The sequence below is a fragment of the Corynebacterium lactis RW2-5 genome, from assembly GCF_001274895.1.
Taxonomy (GTDB): domain Bacteria; phylum Actinomycetota; class Actinomycetes; order Mycobacteriales; family Mycobacteriaceae; genus Corynebacterium; species Corynebacterium lactis.
Map to the genome: position 1 here is coordinate 2,203,587 of NZ_CP006841.1, position 19,567 is coordinate 2,223,153.

The 19,567-nt window shown below is 60.3% G+C and carries 19 protein-coding genes; 10 read left to right on the plus strand and 9 right to left on the minus strand.

The window, feature by feature from the left end; translation table 11 throughout:
- Positions 1 to 24 precede the first annotated feature (24 nt).
- Positions 25 to 777 carry an enoyl-CoA hydratase gene (locus tag CLAC_RS09725; RefSeq protein ID WP_053412754.1) on the minus strand — a complete coding sequence of 251 codons (753 nt, stop codon included), beginning with the start codon at positions 775 to 777 and terminating at the stop codon, positions 25 to 27.
- Between the two features lie 60 nt (positions 778 to 837).
- On the minus strand, positions 838 to 1,689 hold the full coding sequence (locus CLAC_RS09730; protein ID WP_053412755.1) for an aldo/keto reductase: 852 nt from the start codon (positions 1,687 to 1,689) through the stop codon (positions 838 to 840).
- A gap of 140 nt (positions 1,690 to 1,829) precedes the next feature.
- Between CLAC_RS09730 and CLAC_RS09735 the strand changes: the two genes are divergently transcribed.
- The 4 genes from CLAC_RS09735 to CLAC_RS09750 all read left to right on the plus strand — a co-directional run bounded on the left by CLAC_RS09735 (position 1,830) and on the right by CLAC_RS09750 (position 4,916).
- A complete protein-coding gene (locus CLAC_RS09735; protein ID WP_053412756.1) occupies positions 1,830 to 2,093 on the plus strand; it encodes a helix-turn-helix transcriptional regulator in 264 nt (87 codons plus the stop codon).
- Positions 2,094 to 2,095: 2 nt separating this feature from the next.
- A complete protein-coding gene (locus tag CLAC_RS09740; RefSeq protein WP_053412757.1) occupies positions 2,096 to 2,665 on the plus strand; it encodes a hypothetical protein in 570 nt (189 codons plus the stop codon).
- Positions 2,666 to 2,736: 71 nt separating this feature from the next.
- A complete protein-coding gene (locus tag CLAC_RS09745) occupies positions 2,737 to 3,642 on the plus strand; it encodes an ABC transporter ATP-binding protein (RefSeq protein WP_053412758.1) in 906 nt (301 codons plus the stop codon).
- Complete coding sequence (locus CLAC_RS09750; protein ID WP_053412759.1) at positions 3,639 to 4,916, plus strand: ABC transporter permease; 1,278 nt, start codon at positions 3,639 to 3,641, stop codon at positions 4,914 to 4,916. Before CLAC_RS09745 ends, CLAC_RS09750 begins: the two co-directional genes overlap by 4 nt.
- Here the strand turns inward: CLAC_RS09750 and CLAC_RS09755 are convergent.
- Both CLAC_RS09755 and CLAC_RS09760 read right to left on the minus strand, forming a co-directional pair.
- On the minus strand, positions 4,913 to 5,947 hold the full coding sequence (locus CLAC_RS09755) for a ribokinase (RefSeq protein ID WP_053412760.1): 1,035 nt from the start codon (positions 5,945 to 5,947) through the stop codon (positions 4,913 to 4,915). The genes CLAC_RS09750 and CLAC_RS09755 overlap by 4 nt on opposite strands.
- Positions 5,948 to 6,931 (minus strand): nucleoside hydrolase, encoded by a 984-nt coding sequence (locus tag CLAC_RS09760; protein WP_053412761.1) that lies wholly within the window; start codon positions 6,929 to 6,931, stop codon positions 5,948 to 5,950.
- A gap of 184 nt (positions 6,932 to 7,115) precedes the next feature.
- Between CLAC_RS09760 and CLAC_RS09765 the strand changes: the two genes are divergently transcribed.
- Positions 7,116 to 8,597 carry a carboxyl transferase domain-containing protein gene (locus tag CLAC_RS09765; RefSeq protein ID WP_053413391.1) on the plus strand — a complete coding sequence of 494 codons (1,482 nt, stop codon included), beginning with the start codon at positions 7,116 to 7,118 and terminating at the stop codon, positions 8,595 to 8,597.
- Positions 8,598 to 8,908: 311 nt separating this feature from the next.
- Complete coding sequence (locus tag CLAC_RS09770) at positions 8,909 to 9,100, plus strand: hypothetical protein (RefSeq protein WP_053412762.1); 192 nt, start codon at positions 8,909 to 8,911, stop codon at positions 9,098 to 9,100.
- Between the two features lie 116 nt (positions 9,101 to 9,216).
- On the opposite strand, the gene CLAC_RS09775 is transcribed toward CLAC_RS09770, so the two are convergent.
- Together CLAC_RS09775 and CLAC_RS09780 are read right to left on the minus strand one after the other, a co-directional pair.
- Positions 9,217 to 9,576, minus strand: a complete 360-nt coding sequence (locus CLAC_RS09775) for an FKBP-type peptidyl-prolyl cis-trans isomerase (RefSeq protein WP_053412763.1) — start codon at positions 9,574 to 9,576, stop codon at positions 9,217 to 9,219.
- A 183-nt stretch (positions 9,577 to 9,759) separates the two neighbouring features.
- Positions 9,760 to 11,055, minus strand: a complete 1,296-nt coding sequence (locus CLAC_RS09780; RefSeq protein WP_082313327.1) for a citrate synthase — start codon at positions 11,053 to 11,055, stop codon at positions 9,760 to 9,762.
- Positions 11,056 to 11,767: 712 nt separating this feature from the next.
- Here CLAC_RS09780 and serC point away from each other — a divergent pair.
- From serC to CLAC_RS09795, 3 genes are all read left to right on the plus strand, one after another.
- Positions 11,768 to 12,904 (plus strand): phosphoserine transaminase, encoded by a 1,137-nt coding sequence (gene serC, locus CLAC_RS09785; RefSeq protein WP_053412764.1) that lies wholly within the window; start codon positions 11,768 to 11,770, stop codon positions 12,902 to 12,904.
- Positions 12,905 to 13,052: 148 nt separating this feature from the next.
- Positions 13,053 to 14,126 carry a septation protein SepH gene (gene sepH, locus CLAC_RS09790; protein ID WP_156324832.1) on the plus strand — a complete coding sequence of 358 codons (1,074 nt, stop codon included), beginning with the start codon at positions 13,053 to 13,055 and terminating at the stop codon, positions 14,124 to 14,126.
- A 27-nt stretch (positions 14,127 to 14,153) separates the two neighbouring features.
- The gene (locus CLAC_RS09795) at positions 14,154 to 15,035 is read left to right on the plus strand and encodes a DUF6928 family protein (protein WP_053412765.1); all 882 of its coding nucleotides are present in this window, start codon (positions 14,154 to 14,156) and stop codon (positions 15,033 to 15,035) included.
- Positions 15,036 to 15,072: 37 nt separating this feature from the next.
- Here the strand turns inward: CLAC_RS09795 and CLAC_RS09800 are convergent, their stop codons facing one another.
- The 3 genes from CLAC_RS09800 to CLAC_RS09810 all read right to left on the minus strand — a co-directional run bounded on the left by CLAC_RS09800 (position 15,073) and on the right by CLAC_RS09810 (position 18,535).
- On the minus strand, positions 15,073 to 15,936 hold the full coding sequence (locus CLAC_RS09800) for a TrmH family RNA methyltransferase (RefSeq protein WP_053412766.1): 864 nt from the start codon (positions 15,934 to 15,936) through the stop codon (positions 15,073 to 15,075).
- 95 nt (positions 15,937 to 16,031) lie between these two features.
- On the minus strand, positions 16,032 to 17,537 hold the full coding sequence (locus tag CLAC_RS09805) for an NCS2 family permease (protein WP_053412767.1): 1,506 nt from the start codon (positions 17,535 to 17,537) through the stop codon (positions 16,032 to 16,034).
- A gap of 305 nt (positions 17,538 to 17,842) precedes the next feature.
- On the minus strand, positions 17,843 to 18,535 hold the full coding sequence (locus tag CLAC_RS09810; protein WP_245621858.1) for a DUF3027 domain-containing protein: 693 nt from the start codon (positions 18,533 to 18,535) through the stop codon (positions 17,843 to 17,845).
- Between the two features lie 22 nt (positions 18,536 to 18,557).
- Between CLAC_RS09810 and CLAC_RS09815 the strand changes: the two genes are divergently transcribed.
- Positions 18,558 to 19,547, plus strand: a complete 990-nt coding sequence (locus tag CLAC_RS09815; protein ID WP_082313331.1) for a glutaminyl-peptide cyclotransferase — start codon at positions 18,558 to 18,560, stop codon at positions 19,545 to 19,547.
- The last annotated feature ends 20 nt before the right edge of the window (positions 19,548 to 19,567 follow it).

Below are 19,567 nucleotides of genomic sequence, written 5' to 3' on the forward strand. Positions count from 1 at the left end.
GGATTTTTCCGCGCCTAGCGGAGACTACTTTCCGTGAAAGCGGGGCTCGCGCTTTTCCGCTCGAGCAGCCGCGGCCTCAGCTGCATCCTCGGAAGCCCACACCTGGTCATAGAGGGCCTGCTGCTCGGCGCCCAGCGGGGAATGCGTCTCATCATCATTGAGGACAGCCTTGTGGTAGGCCAGCGACAGCGGCGCGTAGGTGGCAATTCGCTGCGCCACCTCGTCGGCCTTATCGGATCCGCCCAGGTAGGAGGCGAAGCCGCAGCGCACAGCCTCGTCCTGATCCATGCGCTCGGCCGCAAGCAAAATGGTGCGAGCGCGGGCACCTCCAACCAGAACCCGGACCCGGCGCACAGTCCAGGCGTCCACCGCGATGCCGAGTTTCACCGGCGGAATCATGAACCAGGCGCGCTCACCGACGATGCGCAGGTCCGCCGCCATCGCCAGCTGCATGCCTGCGCCGACGGCCGGGCCTTGGATGTCTGCGATGACGATCAGGCGACTGCTTTCAATGGTGCGGAGCATGCGCCGCAGCTGCTCGTGAAAGCTACCCTCATGGTGCTGACCGCCCAAGTCGGCGCCGGCGCAGAACGCGCGCCCCTCTCCACGCAGCAAAACGACGCGGCGTTCCTGAGACTTCTCGGCCTCCTCTATCGCGTCGGCGATATCGCGACACACGTCGGCAGTTAAGGAGTTGCGTTTGTGATCACGGTCAATGGTGATGGTGGTGATGATGTCGTCGGACTCGACGCGGATTTCAGAAGCAGGGTTCGTCATGGCCACCAGGCTACCGGCCGATGCTGCGCGGCGAACCCTGTTTACCTAAAATATGCCCGCTTATTCGTTACCGAAGTCCCGCGGATCGGCGCTCATCCGACCGTCGGCACGCGCCATCGAGGCGATGGTGTCCATGTGCTCGTCGGTAAGCGCGAAGTCGGTGACCTCGAAGTTCTCTCGGATGCGCTCTCGGTTGGCGGACTTCGGAATGGCAACAACACCGCGCTGCAGGTGCCAACGAATGGCAACCTGCGCGGGCGTCTTGTCCAGCTCGGCGGCGATTTCCGCGATAGGAGAGCCATCGAGGTAGGTAGCGCGGCCAATTGGCGACCAGGCCTGGGTGACAATGCCGCGGCGGCGATCGTCGGCAAGCTGATCATCCTGCGGGAACTGCGGGTGCAGCTCAATTTGGTTGACGACCGGAGTCTCAGAGAGCTGGTCGAGGACCTCCGGGTAGAAGTTGGCCACGCCAACTGAGCGGATGAGCCCCTCAGCCTTCAGCTCCAGCAGGGTGTCGAAGCACTGGCCGAAGGCACCCTGGCTTTCGACCGGCCAGTGCACCAGCACCAGATCGATGTAGTCCAGGCCGAGCCGTTCGAGCGAGGCCTGCACCGACTCGCGCGTGGCCTGCGGCTCCTGCGCATCATTCCAAACCTTTGTGGTCACGAACACATCTTCGCGCTTTACGACGCCCTTTTCCACGGCATCGGCAATCCCGGCACCGACGCCGCGCTCGTTGCCATAGAGGGATGCGGTGTCGATGTGGCGGTAGCCCAGCTCGAGGGCGTAGGCGACCGACTCGCGGGCTTCCTCGTCGCTCATTTTGTAGGTTCCGAGCCCCAGGATCGGGATGGTGTTTCCATCGACCAGGGTGAGGTTTTCAATCTGAGATTGATTATTCGTTGTGGTCATGTCCGCGAGTGTACGAGCCCTGCAACGCGAATGCACGGACCACTCACACCGAGTGCAACGACCTGCGATTTTACAAATTTCTGTTGTTAATTTGTCGACTATCGTTGATAAATCGTTGTGTTTATACAATACTTTGACATGTGTCCCCAAAGATTAGTCCCAAAGATCCGATATTCAACAGGATCGCGGTACTTCGGACGGAACACGGCCTGAGCCGGGCACAACTAGCCAAGGAAGTTGAGGTCAACCCTCAGACGATTGGCGCACTGGAGCGCGGCGACCACTACCCCAGCCTGGATCTGGCGTTCCGGATCTGCGCGGTATTCGACCTTCCCGTCGAGGCCGTGTTTTCCCGCACCGAGTTCACCCCGATGTCCTCCGCCCTGTACCGAAAGGAAAGCTAGTGATGCCATTTGTTCGGACCGCTACCGAAACACCAACCTTCCTCGAGAAGTTGGAGGCCCGGCGCGAGGCGAAGTATCTCAAGCGCGTCGAGCAGATGTCGGGCTGGCTACCTCGGTGGCGCAATCAAGCCGGTAGGAGGAAGTTAGTCATCGCTTTGGAGGCGTGCCTGGTGCTGATGCTGCTCAGCGGCATTGCTCTCATCGGCGCGCTGATTGATATGTTCCCATCCTGGCTCGGCCTGGTCTGGGCGGCGGTGTCGTTCATCATGATGTTTGTATGGACCAGCCTCAATATCACTGTCGACATGATTGACAGCGCGCCTATCTCTCTGTTGGACGAATACCAGCAGGACCAGATCTTAAGCCTGCGGGGACTGACATACCGCTGCTACACATACTTCGGCCTGGCAGCCTTCCTCTCGCTAATTTTCGTAGGCACCTTTGTGCTGAACGAAAACCCGGACTGGGGACACTACATTCCGTACAGCGTCGGGATCTTCGGCATCGTCGCTTTTCTCTTCATTTCGACGCTGCCTACCGTCGTCTACGCCTGGAACCTGCGAGACGAGTAATCCACGTAGCCCACAGTAAACCTCCCCAAACAAAACTGCAGACCACTGGCAACCTCACAAAAGGAACACCAATGAATAGCCTCATAATCGACGGGCTCGAAAAGTCCTACGGGGACCTCCACGTCCTCCGCGGGATGAGCTTTCACGTCAATCCCGGAGAAATCTACGGCTTCGTCGGCTCCAACGGCGCCGGCAAGACCACCACTATGCGCATCGCCCTCGGTGTCCTGTCCTCCGATGCCGGCGAAGTCCGCATCGGCGACACCCCGATGAACGACACCCTGCGCCGCACCGTCGGATACATGCCGGAGGAACGCGGCCTCTATCCGAAGTCGGAGGTCCGCAAACAACTGATTTACTTCGCTCGCCTCCACGGAGTGGCCCCCGCCCGCGCCGTGTCCAATGCGGATAGCCTGCTGGAGCGCCTAGGACTTACCGAGCGCGCAGGCGACAAGGTCGACACTCTGTCCCTGGGTAACCAGCAGCGAGTTCAGCTGGCGGCTGCACTCATCCATGACCCGGAGGTTCTCGTCCTCGACGAGCCCTTTTCTGGTTTAGATCCGCTGGCAGTCGGCGTGATGAGCAAGGTTCTCAAAGAGTACGCAGACCGGGGCACGCCAGTCGTGTTTTCCTCACACCAGCTGGACCTAGTCGAGCGTCTCTGCGACCGAGTCGGCATCATCCGCGACGGACGCATGTTGGTCGAAGGCACCGTCGGTGAGCTGCGCGCCCGTGGTCCGCGGGCCTTTGTGGTCCGCGTTGATAGCGCTGACTCCTCCTGGGCCGGCTCCATCTCCGGCGTTACCTCGACTGAGGTAGACACTCATGGTGCCACCGTCGTACGCCTGGATGACAATGCCCCCGCCGACGTCGACCAGCGAATCCTCCACGCAGCCATGTCCGCCGGCACGCTGCGTTCCTTCGCCCCCCTCCAGATCCCGTTGACCGAGCTCTACCAGGAAGCAGTCCAGTCATGAGCCCAACTACCAACAACTACAGCGCCTCCACCGCAATCAAGACAGTCTTCGTCCGCGAACTCCGCGAGAGCCTGCTAAAGAAGAGCTCTCTGATTACCCTGATCATCATGGCCGTAGCAACGGTCGGCGGTGTCATTGCGGCGGACTACTTCATGAACAAGTCCTCGAACGAGACAACCAAGGTTACTGTGGTCGGCGAGGCGCCCTTCGCGTCCACTGCTGCGCAGGTCTCCGAGCAGGTTTCCAAGCAGGCATCCAAAAAAGGTGATTCCGGCCAGCAAAAATTCGCCGCCATGGCCGGCGCCAGCGTCTCCCGCATCGAGCTGACCAAATCCCCCGACGAGGCCGCCGCTCGCACGGCTGTCACCGACGGCGATGCCGATGCGGCCCTCATGCCGGGAGAAACTCCCGGCGCGTGGCGCCTGCTTGCCGACGACGCACCGTCTTGGCTAGCCCCTATCCTGCAGGAATCGCTACAAAAACAGACCGAGGCCGAAGCTCTTGCCGCCCAGGGCGTCGATGCGCAGCAGTTCTACGAAAAAGCACAGTCAGGCTCGGTCTCTGTAGAGGCTCTCTCCCCTGAGAAGGAGGCGAACTTCCCGGCAATCATCATCACCCTAATCGGTGTCATGCTGATGGTCACCGCGATCCTGATGTTCGGTGGTGCCGTCGCGATGAGCGTGATTGAGGAGAAGTCTTCCCGTGTCATCGAAATCATCCTCTCGACGGTGCGCCCCATGCACCTGCTGACCGGCAAGATACTGGGCGCAGCCCTGGCGGGTCTGATTATGATGTCAATCCTTGTAATCAGTGCTTCCGCCGCTCTTTACTTCACGAGCATCGGCGAGGCCATAGACATTCCGTGGTCCGCGGTCGGGCTACTGCTGCCCTGCTTCATCCTCGGATACTTCTTCTTCGCTGCCCTCTACGCGGCATCCGCATCGCTGGTCAGCCGCATGGAGGACTTCCAGGGTGCGCAGACCCCGGTGCTGATGCTGTCGTTGATCACCATGTACGTGCCACTGTTCGGCTGGTCCAAGTTGGACTCGACCTTCATGCAGATCGCAGCCTGGATCCCTCCTGTGTCCATCACGACCGCGCCGCTGCAGTACGCGGCAGGAAACTTCTCGGCGCTGCAGCTTGCAGGCGCGCTCGTTCTCATGGCGCTCAGCGTGGTCGGAGTCATCGCACTGGCCGCGAAAATCTACCCGCGCAACATCCTGCGCACCGGCGCCGCAGTGAGCTGGAAGAAAGCGCTCACCGCGAAGAGCTAACGCCCTCGAAGGAACTGCGCCACCTGATCGGTGGTCCCGTAGGAGCTCTGCGCGCCGACACCGGTAGCCGCATACGCTGACACCGCGGCCGCAAGCTCCGCTCCCTCCGCCACACTGTGGCCCGCCGCAATCGCGGTCAGAAGGGTTCCCATGTAGGAATCACCGCAGCCAGTCGTATCCACGACGTCAATCTTCAGCGGGGCAATCGCCGTCGCAGTCACTTCCGTGGCTGCGACGGTTTTTTCCATGGCAAGCACCACAGACCCCGCACCGCCGAGCGTGACGACGGCGTCAGCGATTCCGTGGCCGTCGGCAAGCGCGCGCCCGGCGGCATCCCAGTTGCCACCGTCGAAACCCGCGCGTGCGGCATCCTCGCCGACGATTGCGGCGAGCTCGTGCTCGTTGACAATCAGCACGTCGACCAAATCCAACAGCTCGTCGCTGACCTTGCGAATCGGCGAAAGATTGAACACGACCGGCACGCCTGCCTCGTTGGCGACGCGCGCCGCAGTAATGACGGACTCGTCGCGGATTTCCAGGCAAAGGCCGAGGACACCGGAGCCCTCGATGCGGCTGCGGTGCGCCTGCACCATCTCGGGGCCGACGTCGCCGTTGGCCCCTGCCGAGATGACGATGAAATTCTCCGCGGAATCGTCGACGACGATCATCGCCGTTCCCGTCGAGGACTCGGTCCGCGCTACGTCGCTGATGTCCACATGAGCGTCGGCCAGGGCGTCGAGAAGCAATGAGCCATTCGGATCCCGCCCCACAGCACCAATCAGCGAAACGTCCGCCCCAAGCTTTCCGGCGGTTGCGGCCTGGTTGGCGGACTTGCCGCCCGGAAGAATGCGCAGCGGGGATCCGGCGATGGTCTCGCCTCCGTGGGGCAGACGCTCGACGGTGACGGTGAGATCAGCATTAATCGAGCCGACGACGCAGACCTTTGGGCGCGAATTGTGCAATGCCCGCAGGCGCTCGATTTCCTGCTCGATGGGCGCGCCAGCGGTGTCGGCGACATGAGGAGCGCTCATCTAACTGCCCTCCCCGTGCTGCTTCGCGGCGGCGATTGTGGAACCGATACGATCCATCAGCTCCCCGAGGAAACGATCCACATCGACCGCGACGGCGACGCAGGCGTTCTTATTCGGGTCATTCAGGCGCTCGTCGTCACCGATGGTGCGCCCGCGGGTCGGCTCTTCGGTGTCGACCTTCATGTTGCGAGCCAGAGTGGTAACCAAGCTCGGATCTACTGCCACGCCGACAGCCAGGGGATCGTGCAGGCCGCAGCCTCCGAGGTGAGGCGCCGTGACATCGTAGGAACGGATGTAGTAGTCGGTCATATCAGCGAGGATGCGGCCAGCTTCAGTGCCGGTCTCGCGCCAGACAGCAGTTTCGGCCGTTGTCAGCAGGGTCTGCAGGGTCACGTCGAGTCCCACCATGGTGACGTCGGCGCAGGTGCGCAGGACCAGGTCGGCTGCCTCTGGATCCTGATTAATGTTGGCTTCACTCCAACGAGTGACATTGCCGGGGACGGTCAGTGCGCCGCCCATAAAGACGATGTGCGCGCGGGATGCGAACTCCGGGTCCTTCTCGACTGCCGCGGCGATGTTCGTCAGTGGGCCGGTGGGGACGATAACGAGATCGTCGCCATATTTGCGCACAGACTCGACCAGAAAATCCACCGCGGAGACTGTTTCAGCCTTACGCTCTGACTCTGAGAGCTCCACATTGCCCACACCGTTGTCACCGTGGATGAAACGAGAGATGTCGAGCGTCGCGAAACTGTCCTTCGTCGAGGCATGTGGCAGACCCTCAAATACCGGAACATCCGCGCGACCGAACAGGTCGAGCAACGCCAGATCATTACGAACTCCCTGCTCCACCACCACGTTTCCAAAGGTACCGGTTACACCGATGACATCTAGCTCGGGCGACCCCAGCGCATAGGCCAGGGCCAGGGTGTCGTCGATGCCAGTGTCCAGGTCGAGAATGATCTTTTTGCGCGCTTGAGTCATGGGTGTCTGAGGCCTCGCTTCCTTGTGGGGCAGATCCCTGTGGGCAGGCGCCGCGTGGCAGCCACCCGGTGCTCCGCTTGAAAAATTGCTTCTCCTAATTCTAACGAGCCAAGCGCCACTGACTACCCCTTAACGAGCACGCCCGACCAAGCCCCTGCTCTATTTGTTGAATAACCTTGAAATCATGGCAAGAATTAATGCGCAGCAAGTCATCGATACCGTCCTCGACCACGGAAGTTTCATCTCCTGGGATTCCGAGCCCGAGCATGGCCAGATTGACGAGGCATACCAGGCCTCCCTCGCCCGAGCCACGGACAAGTCAGGGGTCGACGAGGCCGTCATGACCGGCGAGGGCACCGTCGGCAATCGGCGAGTGGCGGTGATTTGCTCTGAATTCGGCTTCCTCGGAGGTTCGATTGGCGCGGCCACCGCGCGTCGTATTATCCGCAGCATCGAGCGCGCTACGGACGAGGAGCTGCCTCTGCTGCTGTCGCCGACCTCGGGCGGAACGCGTATGCAGGAGGGCACTGCGGCATTCGCTTTGATGATCTCGATAACAACGGCCGTTGCCCGGCACAAAGACGCGCACCTGCCCTTCCTGGTCTACCTGCGCAACCCCACCACCGGCGGAGTGATGGCCTCGTGGGGCTCGGCCGGCCACTTCACCTTCGCCGAGCCCGGCGCGCTCCTGGGCTTTCTCGGCCCGCGCGTGGTAGAGCTAGCCACCGGCGCGCCAATGCCAGAGGGAGTGCAGACCTCCGAGAACCTCTTCAAACAAGGCATCATTGACGGCATCATTCCACTCGATGGCCTGCGCGGTGCCGTCCGTCGCACTATCGATGTGCTTGCCGACGGTGCAGGATCCGAACCTACTGCTCCCCCGGCAGCGGTCATCGATGGCCGCGATACATGGGAGGCTATTGTTCGCACGCGCTCGAATTCCCGCCCGGGCGGCGGTGATGTCATTGACGCCCTAGTAGATCGCTCGGTACCGATTTCTGGCACTGGCGACGGTCACAAGTCGCTAGCTGTTCGGGCACGATTGGCCCGCATCGGCGAGCGCCCCGTGGTCTTGGTGGCACAGGATCGTCATAATCAGCCGCCGCTGGGCACCCACCCGATGGGGCCGGGTTCTCTGCGTTTCGCCCGTCGAGCGATGCGCATTGCTGAGAGCCTGAACATTCCGCTGGTGACGGTGATTGACACGCCGGGCGCCGAGTTGACGAAGGATGCCGAAGAAAATGCGATGGCCGGCGAAATCGCTCGCACCCTGACCACTCTGGTGGACCTAAAGGTTCCGACGGTGTCACTCATCCTGGGTCAGGGCTGCGGTGGCGGCGCACTGGCTATGCTGCCGGCTGATCGGGTTCTTGCGATGCACGATGCCTGGATGTCACCGCTGCCCCCGGAGGGCGCATCGGCAATCATCTACCGTGACACTGACCATGCGCCGCAGATGATGGAAGAGCAAGGCGTGGGCGCCGAGGCCATGCTGGACTCCGGTGTCATCGACCAGATCGTCGAAGAGCCTGACAATCCGGCGAACCTGACCGAGCGCGCACTGCAAGCAATTGAGCACGCTCTGTGGACCCTGGAGTGCGAACCTGGTCGAGTGGGCCGAGAACAGCGCTTCGCCCACTACCGTAAGTTCGCGCTGGGCGAGTAAGCCGGAAAACTTTTGGGATAGAATTTTTCACCTTTTCTAGTTCACACCAGTTATTCACGTCGAATTTCGCGATATCGACTCGGACAAAATCTCAAATTTCCTTGAAATGTCACCATAATTCGGCGTTGAGATGGTCAGCACAACCTGGCAGGCAAAGACCAACGGAGGTTCGGAAGCAGGGGCAAAGCATTAGGGATGCACTACCGCCTGATTCGATAATAAAGATCACATTGACCAGTGATAATCAGGCTGGAAAAAATTTTCCCTTTTTCTGACGGACAGAAACCTAGGAATTCGGCAAGGAGAACACCATGAAGATTCGCAAGGTTGCAGCAATCGGTCTTCTCGCCGGTGCCACTATGGTCGGCGGAGCTAGCGCCGCAAACGCTCTCACCTCCGACGATCCAGCGACCCAGGCTTACTACGACCGGGTTGAGCAGGACTGGGGCAAGTACGTCAATGAGTACTTCCCGGGTGGCCACCTTCCCCCGAACTCGTTCTAGCCCCATCTAGACACGAGGGGTGGCCGAAGCTAAGTCAGTTCATCACCTATTAGCCTGCAAAAGCGCGGGGTGCTGGAAATGGTTTCCAGCACCCCGCGCTTTTGCAATTAATCGACTTACTTGACGTCAAGCAGATCGATTACAAAGACAAGAGTCTTTCCAGAGAGGAAGTGGCCAGCCCCGGCCGGGCCGTAGGCCTTCTCTGGCGGACAAATCAGTTCGCGACGGCCGCCAACCTTCATTCCCGGAATGCCTTCCTGCCAGCCTGCAATGAGGCCATTGAGAGGAAACTCAATGGACTGACCACGATTCCAGGAAGAGTCAAACTCTTCACCGGTTTCGAAGTCGACACCGACGTAGTGGACCTCGACACGGGCTCCCGGGGTCGCCTCTGCACCATCACCAACAGTCAGATCGTTGATGACGAGTTCGGTCGGAGCAGGACCGGACTTTGCGGTTAGCTCTGGCTTGGACACGATAATCTCCTATCACGATTGGCTGAAGCCAATCTCAATTGGGTTGCATGCAAATTCTAGGCAAATTAAAAGGCGCGCACCAACCTTTGCCAGGTGGTGCGCGCCTTATGAGCCCTTATTTATTGCACTAGGCACTGGATTCACGCCGGAATCCCAGCCCCTGCGCGCGGCAGAAGGAGACTCTTAGCGCTTCTCGCGAGGAACGAAGTCACGCTCGGTCTCACCAACGTAAATCTGGCGCGGGCGGTTAATCTTCGATGCCGGGTCAGTGACCTGCTCGTTGAAGTGAGCAATCCAGCCCGGGAGTCGACCCAGGGCGAAGAGGACGGTGAAGAAGTCCGTCGGGAAGCCCATTGCACGGTAAATCAGGCCGGTGTAGAAGTCAACGTTCGGGTAGAGCTTGCGCTGGACAAAGTAGTCATCAGCCAGTGCAATCTCTTCCAGCTTCATGGCCAGATCCAGCAGCTCGTCGCCACCGAGGTGAGCAAGAACCTCATGCGCAGTCTTCTTGGCAATAGCAGCGCGCGGATCGTAAGACTTGTAGACGCGGTGGCCGAAGCCCATCAGGCGAACGCCCGGCTCCTTGTTCTTAACGCGGTTCATGAACTCGGTTGCGTCGCCGCCGTGGTTGTTCTGGATGTCCTCGAGCATTTCAAGAACAGCCTGGTTAGCGCCACCATGCAGCGGGCCGGAGAGTGCGTTGATACCAGCGGCGATAGAGACAAACATCGAAGCACCGGAAGATGCAACCATGCGGACGGTGGAGGTGGAGCAGTTCTGCTCGTGGTCAGCGTGCAGAATCAGCAGCTTATCCAGCGCGTCAACGACCACCGGATCAACCTCGAAGTCCTCGGTCGGGTAGCCGAACATCATACGCAGGAAGTTCTCGCGGGCGTTCAGCTTGTTATCCGGGTACATGTACGGCTCGCCTTTGGAAGCGCGATATGCGTAAGCGGCGAGCATGGGCAGCTTCGCCATCAGGCGAACAGCTGCGAGGTTGCGCTGCTCTTCATTCAGCGGATCCAGCTCGTCCTGGTAGTAGGAAGCCAGAATGTTTACCGAAGAAGCCAGGGTCTGCATCGGGTGAGCACCACGCGGGAAGATGCTGAATGCGCGACGGAAGTCCTCATCCAGGAGGGTGTGGTGACGAACGTCGTAGTTGAACTGCTCGAGCTCTTCCTGAGTGGGCAGATGGCCATTAATCAGGAGGTAGGACACCTCATTGAAGGTTGCCTTCTCAGCCAGCTGCTCAATCGGGTAACCGCGGTAACGAAGGACACCGTTCGCGCCATCGATGTAGCAAATGCTCGACTCGGTAGAGCCGGTAGCAGTGTAGCCCGGGTCAAAGGTGGTCAGCCCGGTCTCCTGAAGGAGCTTGCCCAGCGCGATACCGTCATTGCCCTCGGTGGCCTTGACGATGTCCATCTCGAACTCGCCGCCCGGGTAGTGGAGTACGGCCTTTTCGTTTTCAGTAGCCACAACTTCCCTTTCGCAGAAAATTTTTCGTCTATGCGCCGGACGGAGAGATTAGAGCCTAAGAGAAACGGAACTCTTCCCGTTACCCAACTCGACGTCCCACCATGGGGCGCACCTATACCAATGATTAAAATATGCGCGACAATTGCGTTCCAGTGCATTCTACCGTGTGAAAAAGTTTGCTTGTTTCACATCGGCGCCACTGCTATTCCTTTGCGTTACGAGTGCAGTGGATTAGGGCACAGAATATCAAACAGTGTGAGGAGCGCAACACCCCCTACCCCCTTGAGGCGGTCAGGCCGCTGTAATTACTGTCTACATTCACGCCGGAAAAAGCAAATGAAGAACAACCCAAATAGGTTGGTTTGACAGCAATTTTAAGCCCAGCCATGCCACCCGCAACCATCAAGAGCTCGGCGCAAGCCAGTGTTTTGCTGATTCATCACTAATTTAAAAATAGTTCCACTTTCAACCCCATTCCCCCTCCGGCAACAACAGATCGACACCCACACCCACCGCACAAACCCAGCCCTACGCCAATCTCGCAAAACCTTCGCAATATTTGCAAAATTTACTTTCCACCCTGTTTTGAAATGCAAAGTACACATACGGGGGCACTACTTATCTCCCCTATTGCTCTAAATACCCCCGAACCCAGCTAAAGTCTCTAGCAACAGCTTTAATTCGAGCTTCATTTCGAAAGGTTCCGCCTCACATGAGCGATCAGTTCCCCGTCCTTCCCGAACAGTTCCACCCCGCCGATGGCCGCTTTGGATGCGGCCCGTCCAAGGTCCGCCCGGCCCAGCTCCAGGCAATTGTTGACGGCGGCGTTTCCATCATGGGCACCTCCCACCGCCAGCCGGCAGTAAAGAATGTTGTGGGAGAGGTTCGTGAAGGACTGTCTGATCTGTTCACCCTCCCGGAGGGCTATGAGATTGTCCTTTCTCTCGGTGGCGCTACTGCCTTCTGGGATGCCGCTACGTTCGGCCTCATCGAGACGAAGTCGGCTCACCTGACCTACGGAGAGTTCTCCTCCAAGTTCGCTAAGGCTTCCAAGCAGGCCCCTTGGCTCGAGGCGCCCCAGGTCATCGAGGCAGAGCCGGGCTCCGCTCCCAATGTTGTCGCTGGAGAGGAAGGCGTAGACCTCATCGGCTGGGCTCATAACGAGACCTCCACCGGCACCATGGTTCCGATTACGCGTCCGGCTGGTTCCGAGGGGCAGCTCGTCGCTATCGACGCGACCTCCGGCGCGGGTGGCCTCCCTGTCGACATGTCTCAGGCTGACGTCTACTACTTCTCCCCGCAGAAGTGCTTCGCTTCCGACGGCGGTATCTGGCTGGCCGCAATGTCTCCCGCCGCAATCGAGCGGATTGAGAAGATCAACTCCTCGGACCGTTTCATCCCGGCGTTTTTGAACCTGCAGACTGCAGTCGACAACTCCCGCAAGAACCAGACCTACAACACCCCCGCCGTCGGCACGCTGCTGATGTTGGCGGACCAGGTTAAGTGGATGAACGACAACGGCGGACTCGACGGCATGGTTGCCCGTACCACGGCATCGTCCGCCCACCTGTACAACTGGGCGGAGAACCGTCCGGAGACCACTCCGTTCGTCACCGACCCGGAGAAGCGCTCCCTGGTTGTTGGAACGATTGACTTCGCGGATAACATCGATGCCGCACAGATCGCCAAGGTACTTCGCGCCAACGGCATTCTCGATATCGAGCCGTACCGTAAGCTGGGGCGTAACCAGCTGCGCATCGGCATGTTCCCGGCCATCGATGCAGAGGACATCCAGAAGCTGACCGGAGCTATCGACTGGGTCTTGGACAACGGTTACGCCACCAAGTAACCCGCAGCGCACCGGCACTGCTTAGGAAAACTCGACAAACCCCCGCGCCACGCAGCCCGGCAATGCCCGAATGTACGTGGTGCGGGGGTTTTGTCGTTTACGATAGAAACTGACTATGTCTAACCGTCGACCGCAAGGAGGTTTTCGCATGAGGGAGCTGAAGCCCATTCTGAATGGCGACGTGACCGATGCACTCACCCTCGTCCCCACTCAGACTACTGACTCCCCCGCCACCGCAGGAGAGGCCGCAACCGAGGGGACTCCCACCTCCGACGATTGCTTCGCGCTCCCGCTTAGCGACGAACTGAAAGGGTTCCTCGCTGAGCATTTCGGCTTCACAACCTCGGATGCACCAGCTCCTGAGGATTCCGGGGCCCTCACGGATCAACCAAACAGCGCCAACGAACAGGACATCTCGCCCACCGAGGAACGCCGAGAAGCTGAATCGAAGGACTCCTCCTCCTCCGAACTCCACTCCTCTCCTGCGGACGCTCAGGCTAAACCCGCATTTGAGGAGCCCCGCGTGGTGTTGTCGCCCCGCGAGATTCAGGATCGGATCCGTGGGGGCCAAACGGTCGAAGAGTTGATTGAGTACAGCGGCATGCAACCGCGCAAGATTGAATCTTTCGCGTACCCGGTAATGGCGGAGCGCGCACGCATTGCGGAGCTCGGCAAGCGTTCGCGTCCGCGCCGCCAAGACGGCCCGACCAAGCTTTCCCTCTGGGAGATTCTGGCGACCGCTTTTGCCGCCCGAGGGCTAGATCTGGCCGATTCCGAGTGGGATGCCTATCGCGACCCCACCGGACAGTGGATTGTGACGGTGACCTGGAACGCCGGGCATACGGTCAACGTAGCCGAGTGGAGCTATCAGGCGGAGGGCATGTCCGCGCTAACTGTCGCGCGCAATAGCCTCGCCGCGGAACTGATTGATCCCGATTTCTCCCGTCGCAACCGAGACCTGGCTCCCCAGCAGGCTGAGACTGAACTCGAGAAGGCCCCTGCGCACGAGTCTCACACAGCACCGTCTGCACAGGACTCCATGCCGCCTGCTTGGCAGCTAAACCGCGCTGCATCGACGCCCGCCACCGACGATGACGCCGAAGATGACGATTTCCTCCAGCACCCGGAGGCCGATTCCCACCCGAAGCGGAAGAAGAAGACCGTCATGCCGTCGTGGGAGGACGTGCTCCTCGGCGTTCGCCCTAATGGGCCAAAGAAGTAGGCGCACGAGGTAGGAGACATTTAGCCGATGAATGCCCCTCTGAGCGGTTCTTCACCCGATTTTGAATCGGGTGTATCCCGCCGTGGCGTTGTAACGATTTGGTACGTCAGTGCCGAGGCCCCAGCCAAAGCCCTGATGTCCTCGCCGCCGCATGGCCGCGGCTTCGGCAGAAAGTTTCTCGCCCTCTACGATTCCACTCTGCCCATAACCCCTATCGGTGACTTCCCACTGAATCGGTCGGCCGAAAGTGGCTCCGGCGAGTTCTATATCGGTGGGGTCGAGGGAGTTGCGGTGGTTCAGACTGAGCTAGCGGATGTCTCCAAGCTCTCCGCACTTCCGCGAAAGCTTCTCGCTGAGATTGCCGCGTCGGATATCTACGCCAGCGTTTCGGATGCTTCGACTGGTTTTGGAGCCTTCGCGCACTGGCACCAGGGTGAGCTGAAGCGCGCATATTCTGCAACTCGGTACCGCACTCTGGAGGACACCGGCCTGCCTATTTCGGTCGAGGGCGAGTACTGGTCAGGGAAGTTCCGCCCCGCCGTGGAGCCAAACAAGGGACCACGCGAGGGCGTCGGCCTGCCCTTCCTCCCCTCCGAGCTTGCCGACGCCGCGATTGCCACATGGCTCGGTTTCGACCCGAAAAACCCCGATACCGACATCCCCGTGAGTGCCTTCGCAGTCGACGGCCGTCGGGTCGCGCCGTCTTCGAGTACCGTACCCCCAGCGAAGCGGGCCGCTGTTTCCGCAGAGAAGGAAGCGGAGCCGGAGACTAGGGCATATGACGACTACGAGGAGCACCAAGCCGAGTCGAGTGATGAGCTCCGCGACCAGCTGACTCGCATTGGCAATCGGGCCAAGCGCCTGACTAGTCGGCTAGTATCGGCAGCAAGGAAGAAACTGCGCCGATAGCGGAATTGCGGATGCGATTGCTCGCTACGCAGCAGCTTCAGCCGGCGATTGCCCTCAGCCTCTCGTAGAATGCGATAGCCGCGGAGGTGGCAACGTTGAGGCTATCGGTTCCTGCTGACATAGGGATTCGCGCGCGGACGTCGGTTGCCGCCATCGCGTGTTCGGTGAGCCCCGACCCTTCCGCGCCAACGAGAATCGCGACCTTCTCCGTATCCATCGCATCCCACAGGTTGACGGTTCCCGACGGAGTCATGGAGACGGTGCGGAAGCCCTCGTCCTTCAGCTCCTGCAGGCTGCGCTGCCAGGTTGTGGTCGTACCTTCCAGGGTTGCAAATGGAACCGTTAGTACGTGCCCCATAGAAACGCGTACGCTACGTCGGTACAGAGGATCAGCGCACGCCGCACCGAAGAGGACACCGTCCACGCCCATCCCGGCCGCGTTGCGAAACAGGGCTCCGATATTTTCATGGTCGCCCACTCCTTCCAACAGCGCCAAGGTTTTAGCGCCTCGATATACCTCGGCCGGGGACAGCTCCGGAGCCCGGTCGGCGCTGGCCAACAGTCCACGGTGGAGATCGAAACCAGCGGCCTCAGCCATGATTTCGCGGCTCAGACTGTACCAAGGTACTGTCGCCGCGATTTTCGCTTCTTCGGTGGAAAGGGCGTCGGCAAGCACAGCGAGTTTCGAGGGCGTGCCGAAAATGGCGCGGAGAGGAAACCTAGAGCGGACCAGCCGTGGCACGATGAGGTTGCCCTCGGCGATTACAAGCCCCTTGCCTCCCGGCAGATCGGGGCGCGAGTCCGACTTATTCAAGTTGCGGATATCGTCGAGGCGGCTATCGGAGGCATCGTCAATTTCGACGATGTTGGCGAGATTGTCAGTTTCGGAGAAGGCATTCATCGAAACCCAATCTAGTCGCCTTCGCGATAGCCGCCTCAATGCGGGTTCCGCGCCGCTCTATTCGCGAGAGGCAGGCGCGAGGACGAGAAAATCAGCTAGCCGCCGAGAAGCGCGGCCAACGGATCTGCCGAGAAATAGATTACGAACAGTCCGGCAACGACCCACAGCAGCGGATGGACCTTCTTCGCGTTACCTGCGAAAATCGCAAGCGCGGCGTAGGAGATGAAACCAATGCCGATGCCGTTGGCAATCGAGTAGGTGTACGGCATAGCGACGATGGTGAGGAATGCCGGCAGAGCAATATCGAAGCGAGTGAAATCAATCTCCGAGACCTGGCCCATCATCATCGCACCGACGATTACCAGAACCGGAGCGGCGGCCTCGATTGGGACGATTTCGTACAGCGGGGTGAAGAACATTGCCAGCAGGAACAGGACACCGGTGACGATATTCGCCAGGCCGGTGCGTGCACCGTCGGCGATACCGGCTGCGGAGTCCACGTAGACAGTGTTGGAAGACGAGCTGAACGCGCCACCGACAATCGCGCCGGCGCCTTCAACGACCAGGGCGCGCTTCATGTCGGGGAGCACACCGTCCTCATCTGCCAGTCCAGCCTGCTTACCAAGGCCGTTCATCGTTCCCATAGCGTCGAAGAAGTTCGCCAGAACAAGGGTGAACAGAAGCATCGTGGCGCCGAGGACGCCAACGCGGGCGAAGGAGCCGAACAGGTCAACAGCACCTACCAGGGACAGGTCAGGAAGACCACCGATGCTCTCGGGCAGAGTCGGAACGGCGAGGCTCCATCCGGTCGGGACGGGCTTGCCGTCTACAAATGAAGGACCGGAACCGGTAAGGGCCTCGACGGCAAGTGCGATGATTGTGTTAATCACGATGCCGATGAACAGGCCGCCCGGAATATTGCGGACGACCATGATGCCGCAGATCAGCAGGCCGAGCACGAATACGGCAGTCGGCCAAGAGGCAATCTGCCCGTTGATACCCAGCTGGACCGGAACGGTTGTCCCCGCGGCGTCCGGAATGCGGCGGACCAGACCTCCGTCGACAAGTCCGATCATGGCGATAAACAGACCGATACCCACGGCCATCGCAGCCTTCATCGGGGCCGGAATCGCGTGGAATACCGCCGTGCGGAACCCGGAGATGGCGAGCAGGACGATCACGACACCGTCGAGCACGACCAGGCCCATCGCTTCTTCCCAGGAAAGCCCCTGGTTAGCAACAAAAGTCACAGCCACCAGGGTGTTGATGCCCAGGCCGGTAGCAATGCCGAAGGGGTATTTGGCGAAAATGCCGAAAGCAATCGTCATGATGCCAGCGGCCAGCGCTGTCACCGCTGCAACCTGTGGCATGCCCAGGCTGCGCCCGTTCAGATCCTCGATGTTGCCGAGAATCAGCGGGTTAAGCAGGATGATGTAGGCCATGGCGAAGAAGGTCACGACGCCTGCGCGAACTTCGGTCAGCGAGGTGGATCCGCGTTCAGTGATCTTGAAATAGCGATCGATTGCGGAGAGCTCCCGGCCGGATTTTGGTGTGCCCTTGCGGGCCGCCGGGGCCTGAGAGTCGGACGTGGCTTTGTCCATCGGTTAAACGCCTCTCTAAAAAGGAAATATGGTTCCGCGGTTACGCGGAGGTTTTTAGCCAAGAAACCGAAGCGCAGCCGCTACGACGACCACCGCCGTCCCCGGGTAACTGCCGGGTGGGCGCTTTCGGTCGACGCTGCAGTTAGAGGCGACGATTCCAGGAAGCGAAAACAACTACAGCACCTGCGCGGGTGTTTGTGCGCAGGTGCTGACAACAAAAAGCTTCCCATATAACAATGGCACTCTCAGTGAGCTTTCAGCAAAAATTCACAGAAGACTCCGGGGCCACACTTTGCCCCCGGGCTCTAAATCCTTTGGTCATCGTAGGGTTCAGACACAGGGGTTCCCTGGCCTCCTACTTCCGGTGTCGCAGAGTGGGCGCCACAGCCGTGTCCCCGATGCACTACGGAGCCGTCGAAGGCCCACTCGTTAGCGCAGACTCCCCAGTCTCGGCCCAGCGCTCCCTTGAGCTCCACCATGAACGCACACGTCGAGCAGTGGCGAAGGGCCTGTCGCGCAAAGTCGCTGTTGGGCCCGGACTCGCCTTCTCTCCAACGCTCGTCGGTCTCCCGGATTCCCTCCGCACTCAATACGCGCGACTCGAGCTGCTCCCCGTCCAGCCTCGGGTCGTCCATCGATGTAGGGAGCAAATCTCGCGGGCCGAGGTCCCCTGGGCGTAAGCGCTCTTCATAGGGCACCCATTCCGGAGCTTGCAGCGCAGACTCCCCTGTTACCAGGGCGACCTCGCTGACCGTCGCATGCTGCGAGCCCGGCGCGCAAGCGATGACCACGTTCCATTCCCAACCACGGTATCCCGGTAGATTCGCGGCAAATCGGTGTAGCGCGACGCCGTTGCCCACCACGTTGACACCCACGTGCTCGCCAGCGGGCCCCTCCCCCAGTTCATCGATAGCGCTGCGGGCAATTTCCACCGCCTGCTGGTTCAGCACTTTTCCCCGTCGGTGGCTGGTGCGAGATCGTCGTCGATTATCAGTCACGGTTCTATCCTAGAGTGAACGTATGAAGAAGTTTCCCTCGGGAGTCCTTGCCGCGCTGTGCGCGCTGACTCTCTCGGCCGCCCTCGCCGCGTGCTCTTCGCCAGACTCCTCCGCTCCCTCCGCTGAATCTCCCTCCGCCACGCTTGACGACGAGTCTGCCGCGACCTCTACGCCTCCGAAGTTTCCGGCACCGGGGGTTACCTTGCCTGGTCTGGGCAAAGCACCAACATTGCCGGTGACTATCATCGACACGCTGCCCTTCAGCAGCCCGTCGGGGGCTCCCTTCGTGCAGGGAGTCGAGTTCGAAGAGGACGGATCCCTTTTAATCGGAACCGGCTTGTACGGCGAATCGAAGGTATACCGCTTGCGCGACTGGATTAACGATCCCGCTGCGCCGCCAACCGAAGTTCACGACCTCGCCCCGGAGCTGTTCGGCGAAGGAATTACCCGCCATGACGACCGGCTGTGGCAGCTGACCTGGAAGGAAGGCAAGGCCATTGAGCGGGATGCCGCGAGCCTGGAGCAGCGCCGAGAGGTCCCGTTGGAAACCGAAGGCTGGGGAGCCTGTTCGTTCCAGGACACTGTCGTCACTTCCGACGGCAGCGGCACCCTCACCTTCCGCAACCCCAAGTCCTTCGCCCCCGAGCACCAGGTTCCGGTCCGAGCTGCGGGAGAGGACACCACTTGGCTCAATGAGCTCGAGTGTGTAGACACGGGCCGGGGACGCGAGGTCTGGGCCAACGTATGGCAGAGCCCTTACATCTATCGAATCGATGCCTCTTCCGGCGAAGTCACCGGAATCGTCGATGCCGAGCTGCTCCTGCGCGATCTTGCCCAGCGAGTAACCGACGAAGAACGCAGCAGCCTCGACGTCCTCAACGGCATCGGCCTCATCCCCGGCAGTTCTACCGAGGCCGATGGCTCCCGGGACTTCCTGCTCACCGGGAAGAAATGGCCGTATGCTTATCGCGTCAACGTGGGCGATGGCGTCGACAAGCGGGAAAAGCATTAGTCTTTGTAGGACAGCGCCTT

What these genes read in the sequence shown, in the direction of transcription:
- CLAC_RS09725 (WP_053412754.1), bottom strand. Translation starts at nt 777, where the DNA reads ATGACGAACCCTGCTTCTGAAATCCGCGTCGAGTCCGACGACATCATC.
- CLAC_RS09730 (WP_053412755.1), bottom strand. Translation starts at nt 1,689, where the DNA reads ATGACCACAACGAATAATCAATCTCAGATTGAAAACCTCACCCTGGTC.
- CLAC_RS09740 (WP_053412757.1), top strand. Translation starts at nt 2,096, where the DNA reads ATGCCATTTGTTCGGACCGCTACCGAAACACCAACCTTCCTCGAGAAG.
- CLAC_RS09745 (WP_053412758.1), top strand. Translation starts at nt 2,737, where the DNA reads ATGAATAGCCTCATAATCGACGGGCTCGAAAAGTCCTACGGGGACCTC.
- CLAC_RS09750 (WP_053412759.1), top strand. Translation starts at nt 3,639, where the DNA reads ATGAGCCCAACTACCAACAACTACAGCGCCTCCACCGCAATCAAGACA.
- CLAC_RS09755 (WP_053412760.1), bottom strand. Translation starts at nt 5,947, where the DNA reads ATGAGCGCTCCTCATGTCGCCGACACCGCTGGCGCGCCCATCGAGCAG.
- CLAC_RS09760 (WP_053412761.1), bottom strand. Translation starts at nt 6,931, where the DNA reads ATGACTCAAGCGCGCAAAAAGATCATTCTCGACCTGGACACTGGCATC.
- CLAC_RS09765 (WP_053413391.1), top strand. Translation starts at nt 7,116, where the DNA reads ATGGCAAGAATTAATGCGCAGCAAGTCATCGATACCGTCCTCGACCAC.
- CLAC_RS09770 (WP_053412762.1), top strand. Translation starts at nt 8,909, where the DNA reads ATGAAGATTCGCAAGGTTGCAGCAATCGGTCTTCTCGCCGGTGCCACT.
- serC (WP_053412764.1), top strand. Translation starts at nt 11,768, where the DNA reads ATGAGCGATCAGTTCCCCGTCCTTCCCGAACAGTTCCACCCCGCCGAT.
- sepH (WP_156324832.1), top strand. Translation starts at nt 13,053, where the DNA reads ATGAGGGAGCTGAAGCCCATTCTGAATGGCGACGTGACCGATGCACTC.
- CLAC_RS09795 (WP_053412765.1), top strand. Translation starts at nt 14,154, where the DNA reads ATGAATGCCCCTCTGAGCGGTTCTTCACCCGATTTTGAATCGGGTGTA.
- CLAC_RS09800 (WP_053412766.1), bottom strand. Translation starts at nt 15,936, where the DNA reads ATGAATGCCTTCTCCGAAACTGACAATCTCGCCAACATCGTCGAAATT.
- CLAC_RS09805 (WP_053412767.1), bottom strand. Translation starts at nt 17,537, where the DNA reads ATGGACAAAGCCACGTCCGACTCTCAGGCCCCGGCGGCCCGCAAGGGC.
- CLAC_RS09815 (WP_082313331.1), top strand. Translation starts at nt 18,558, where the DNA reads ATGAAGAAGTTTCCCTCGGGAGTCCTTGCCGCGCTGTGCGCGCTGACT.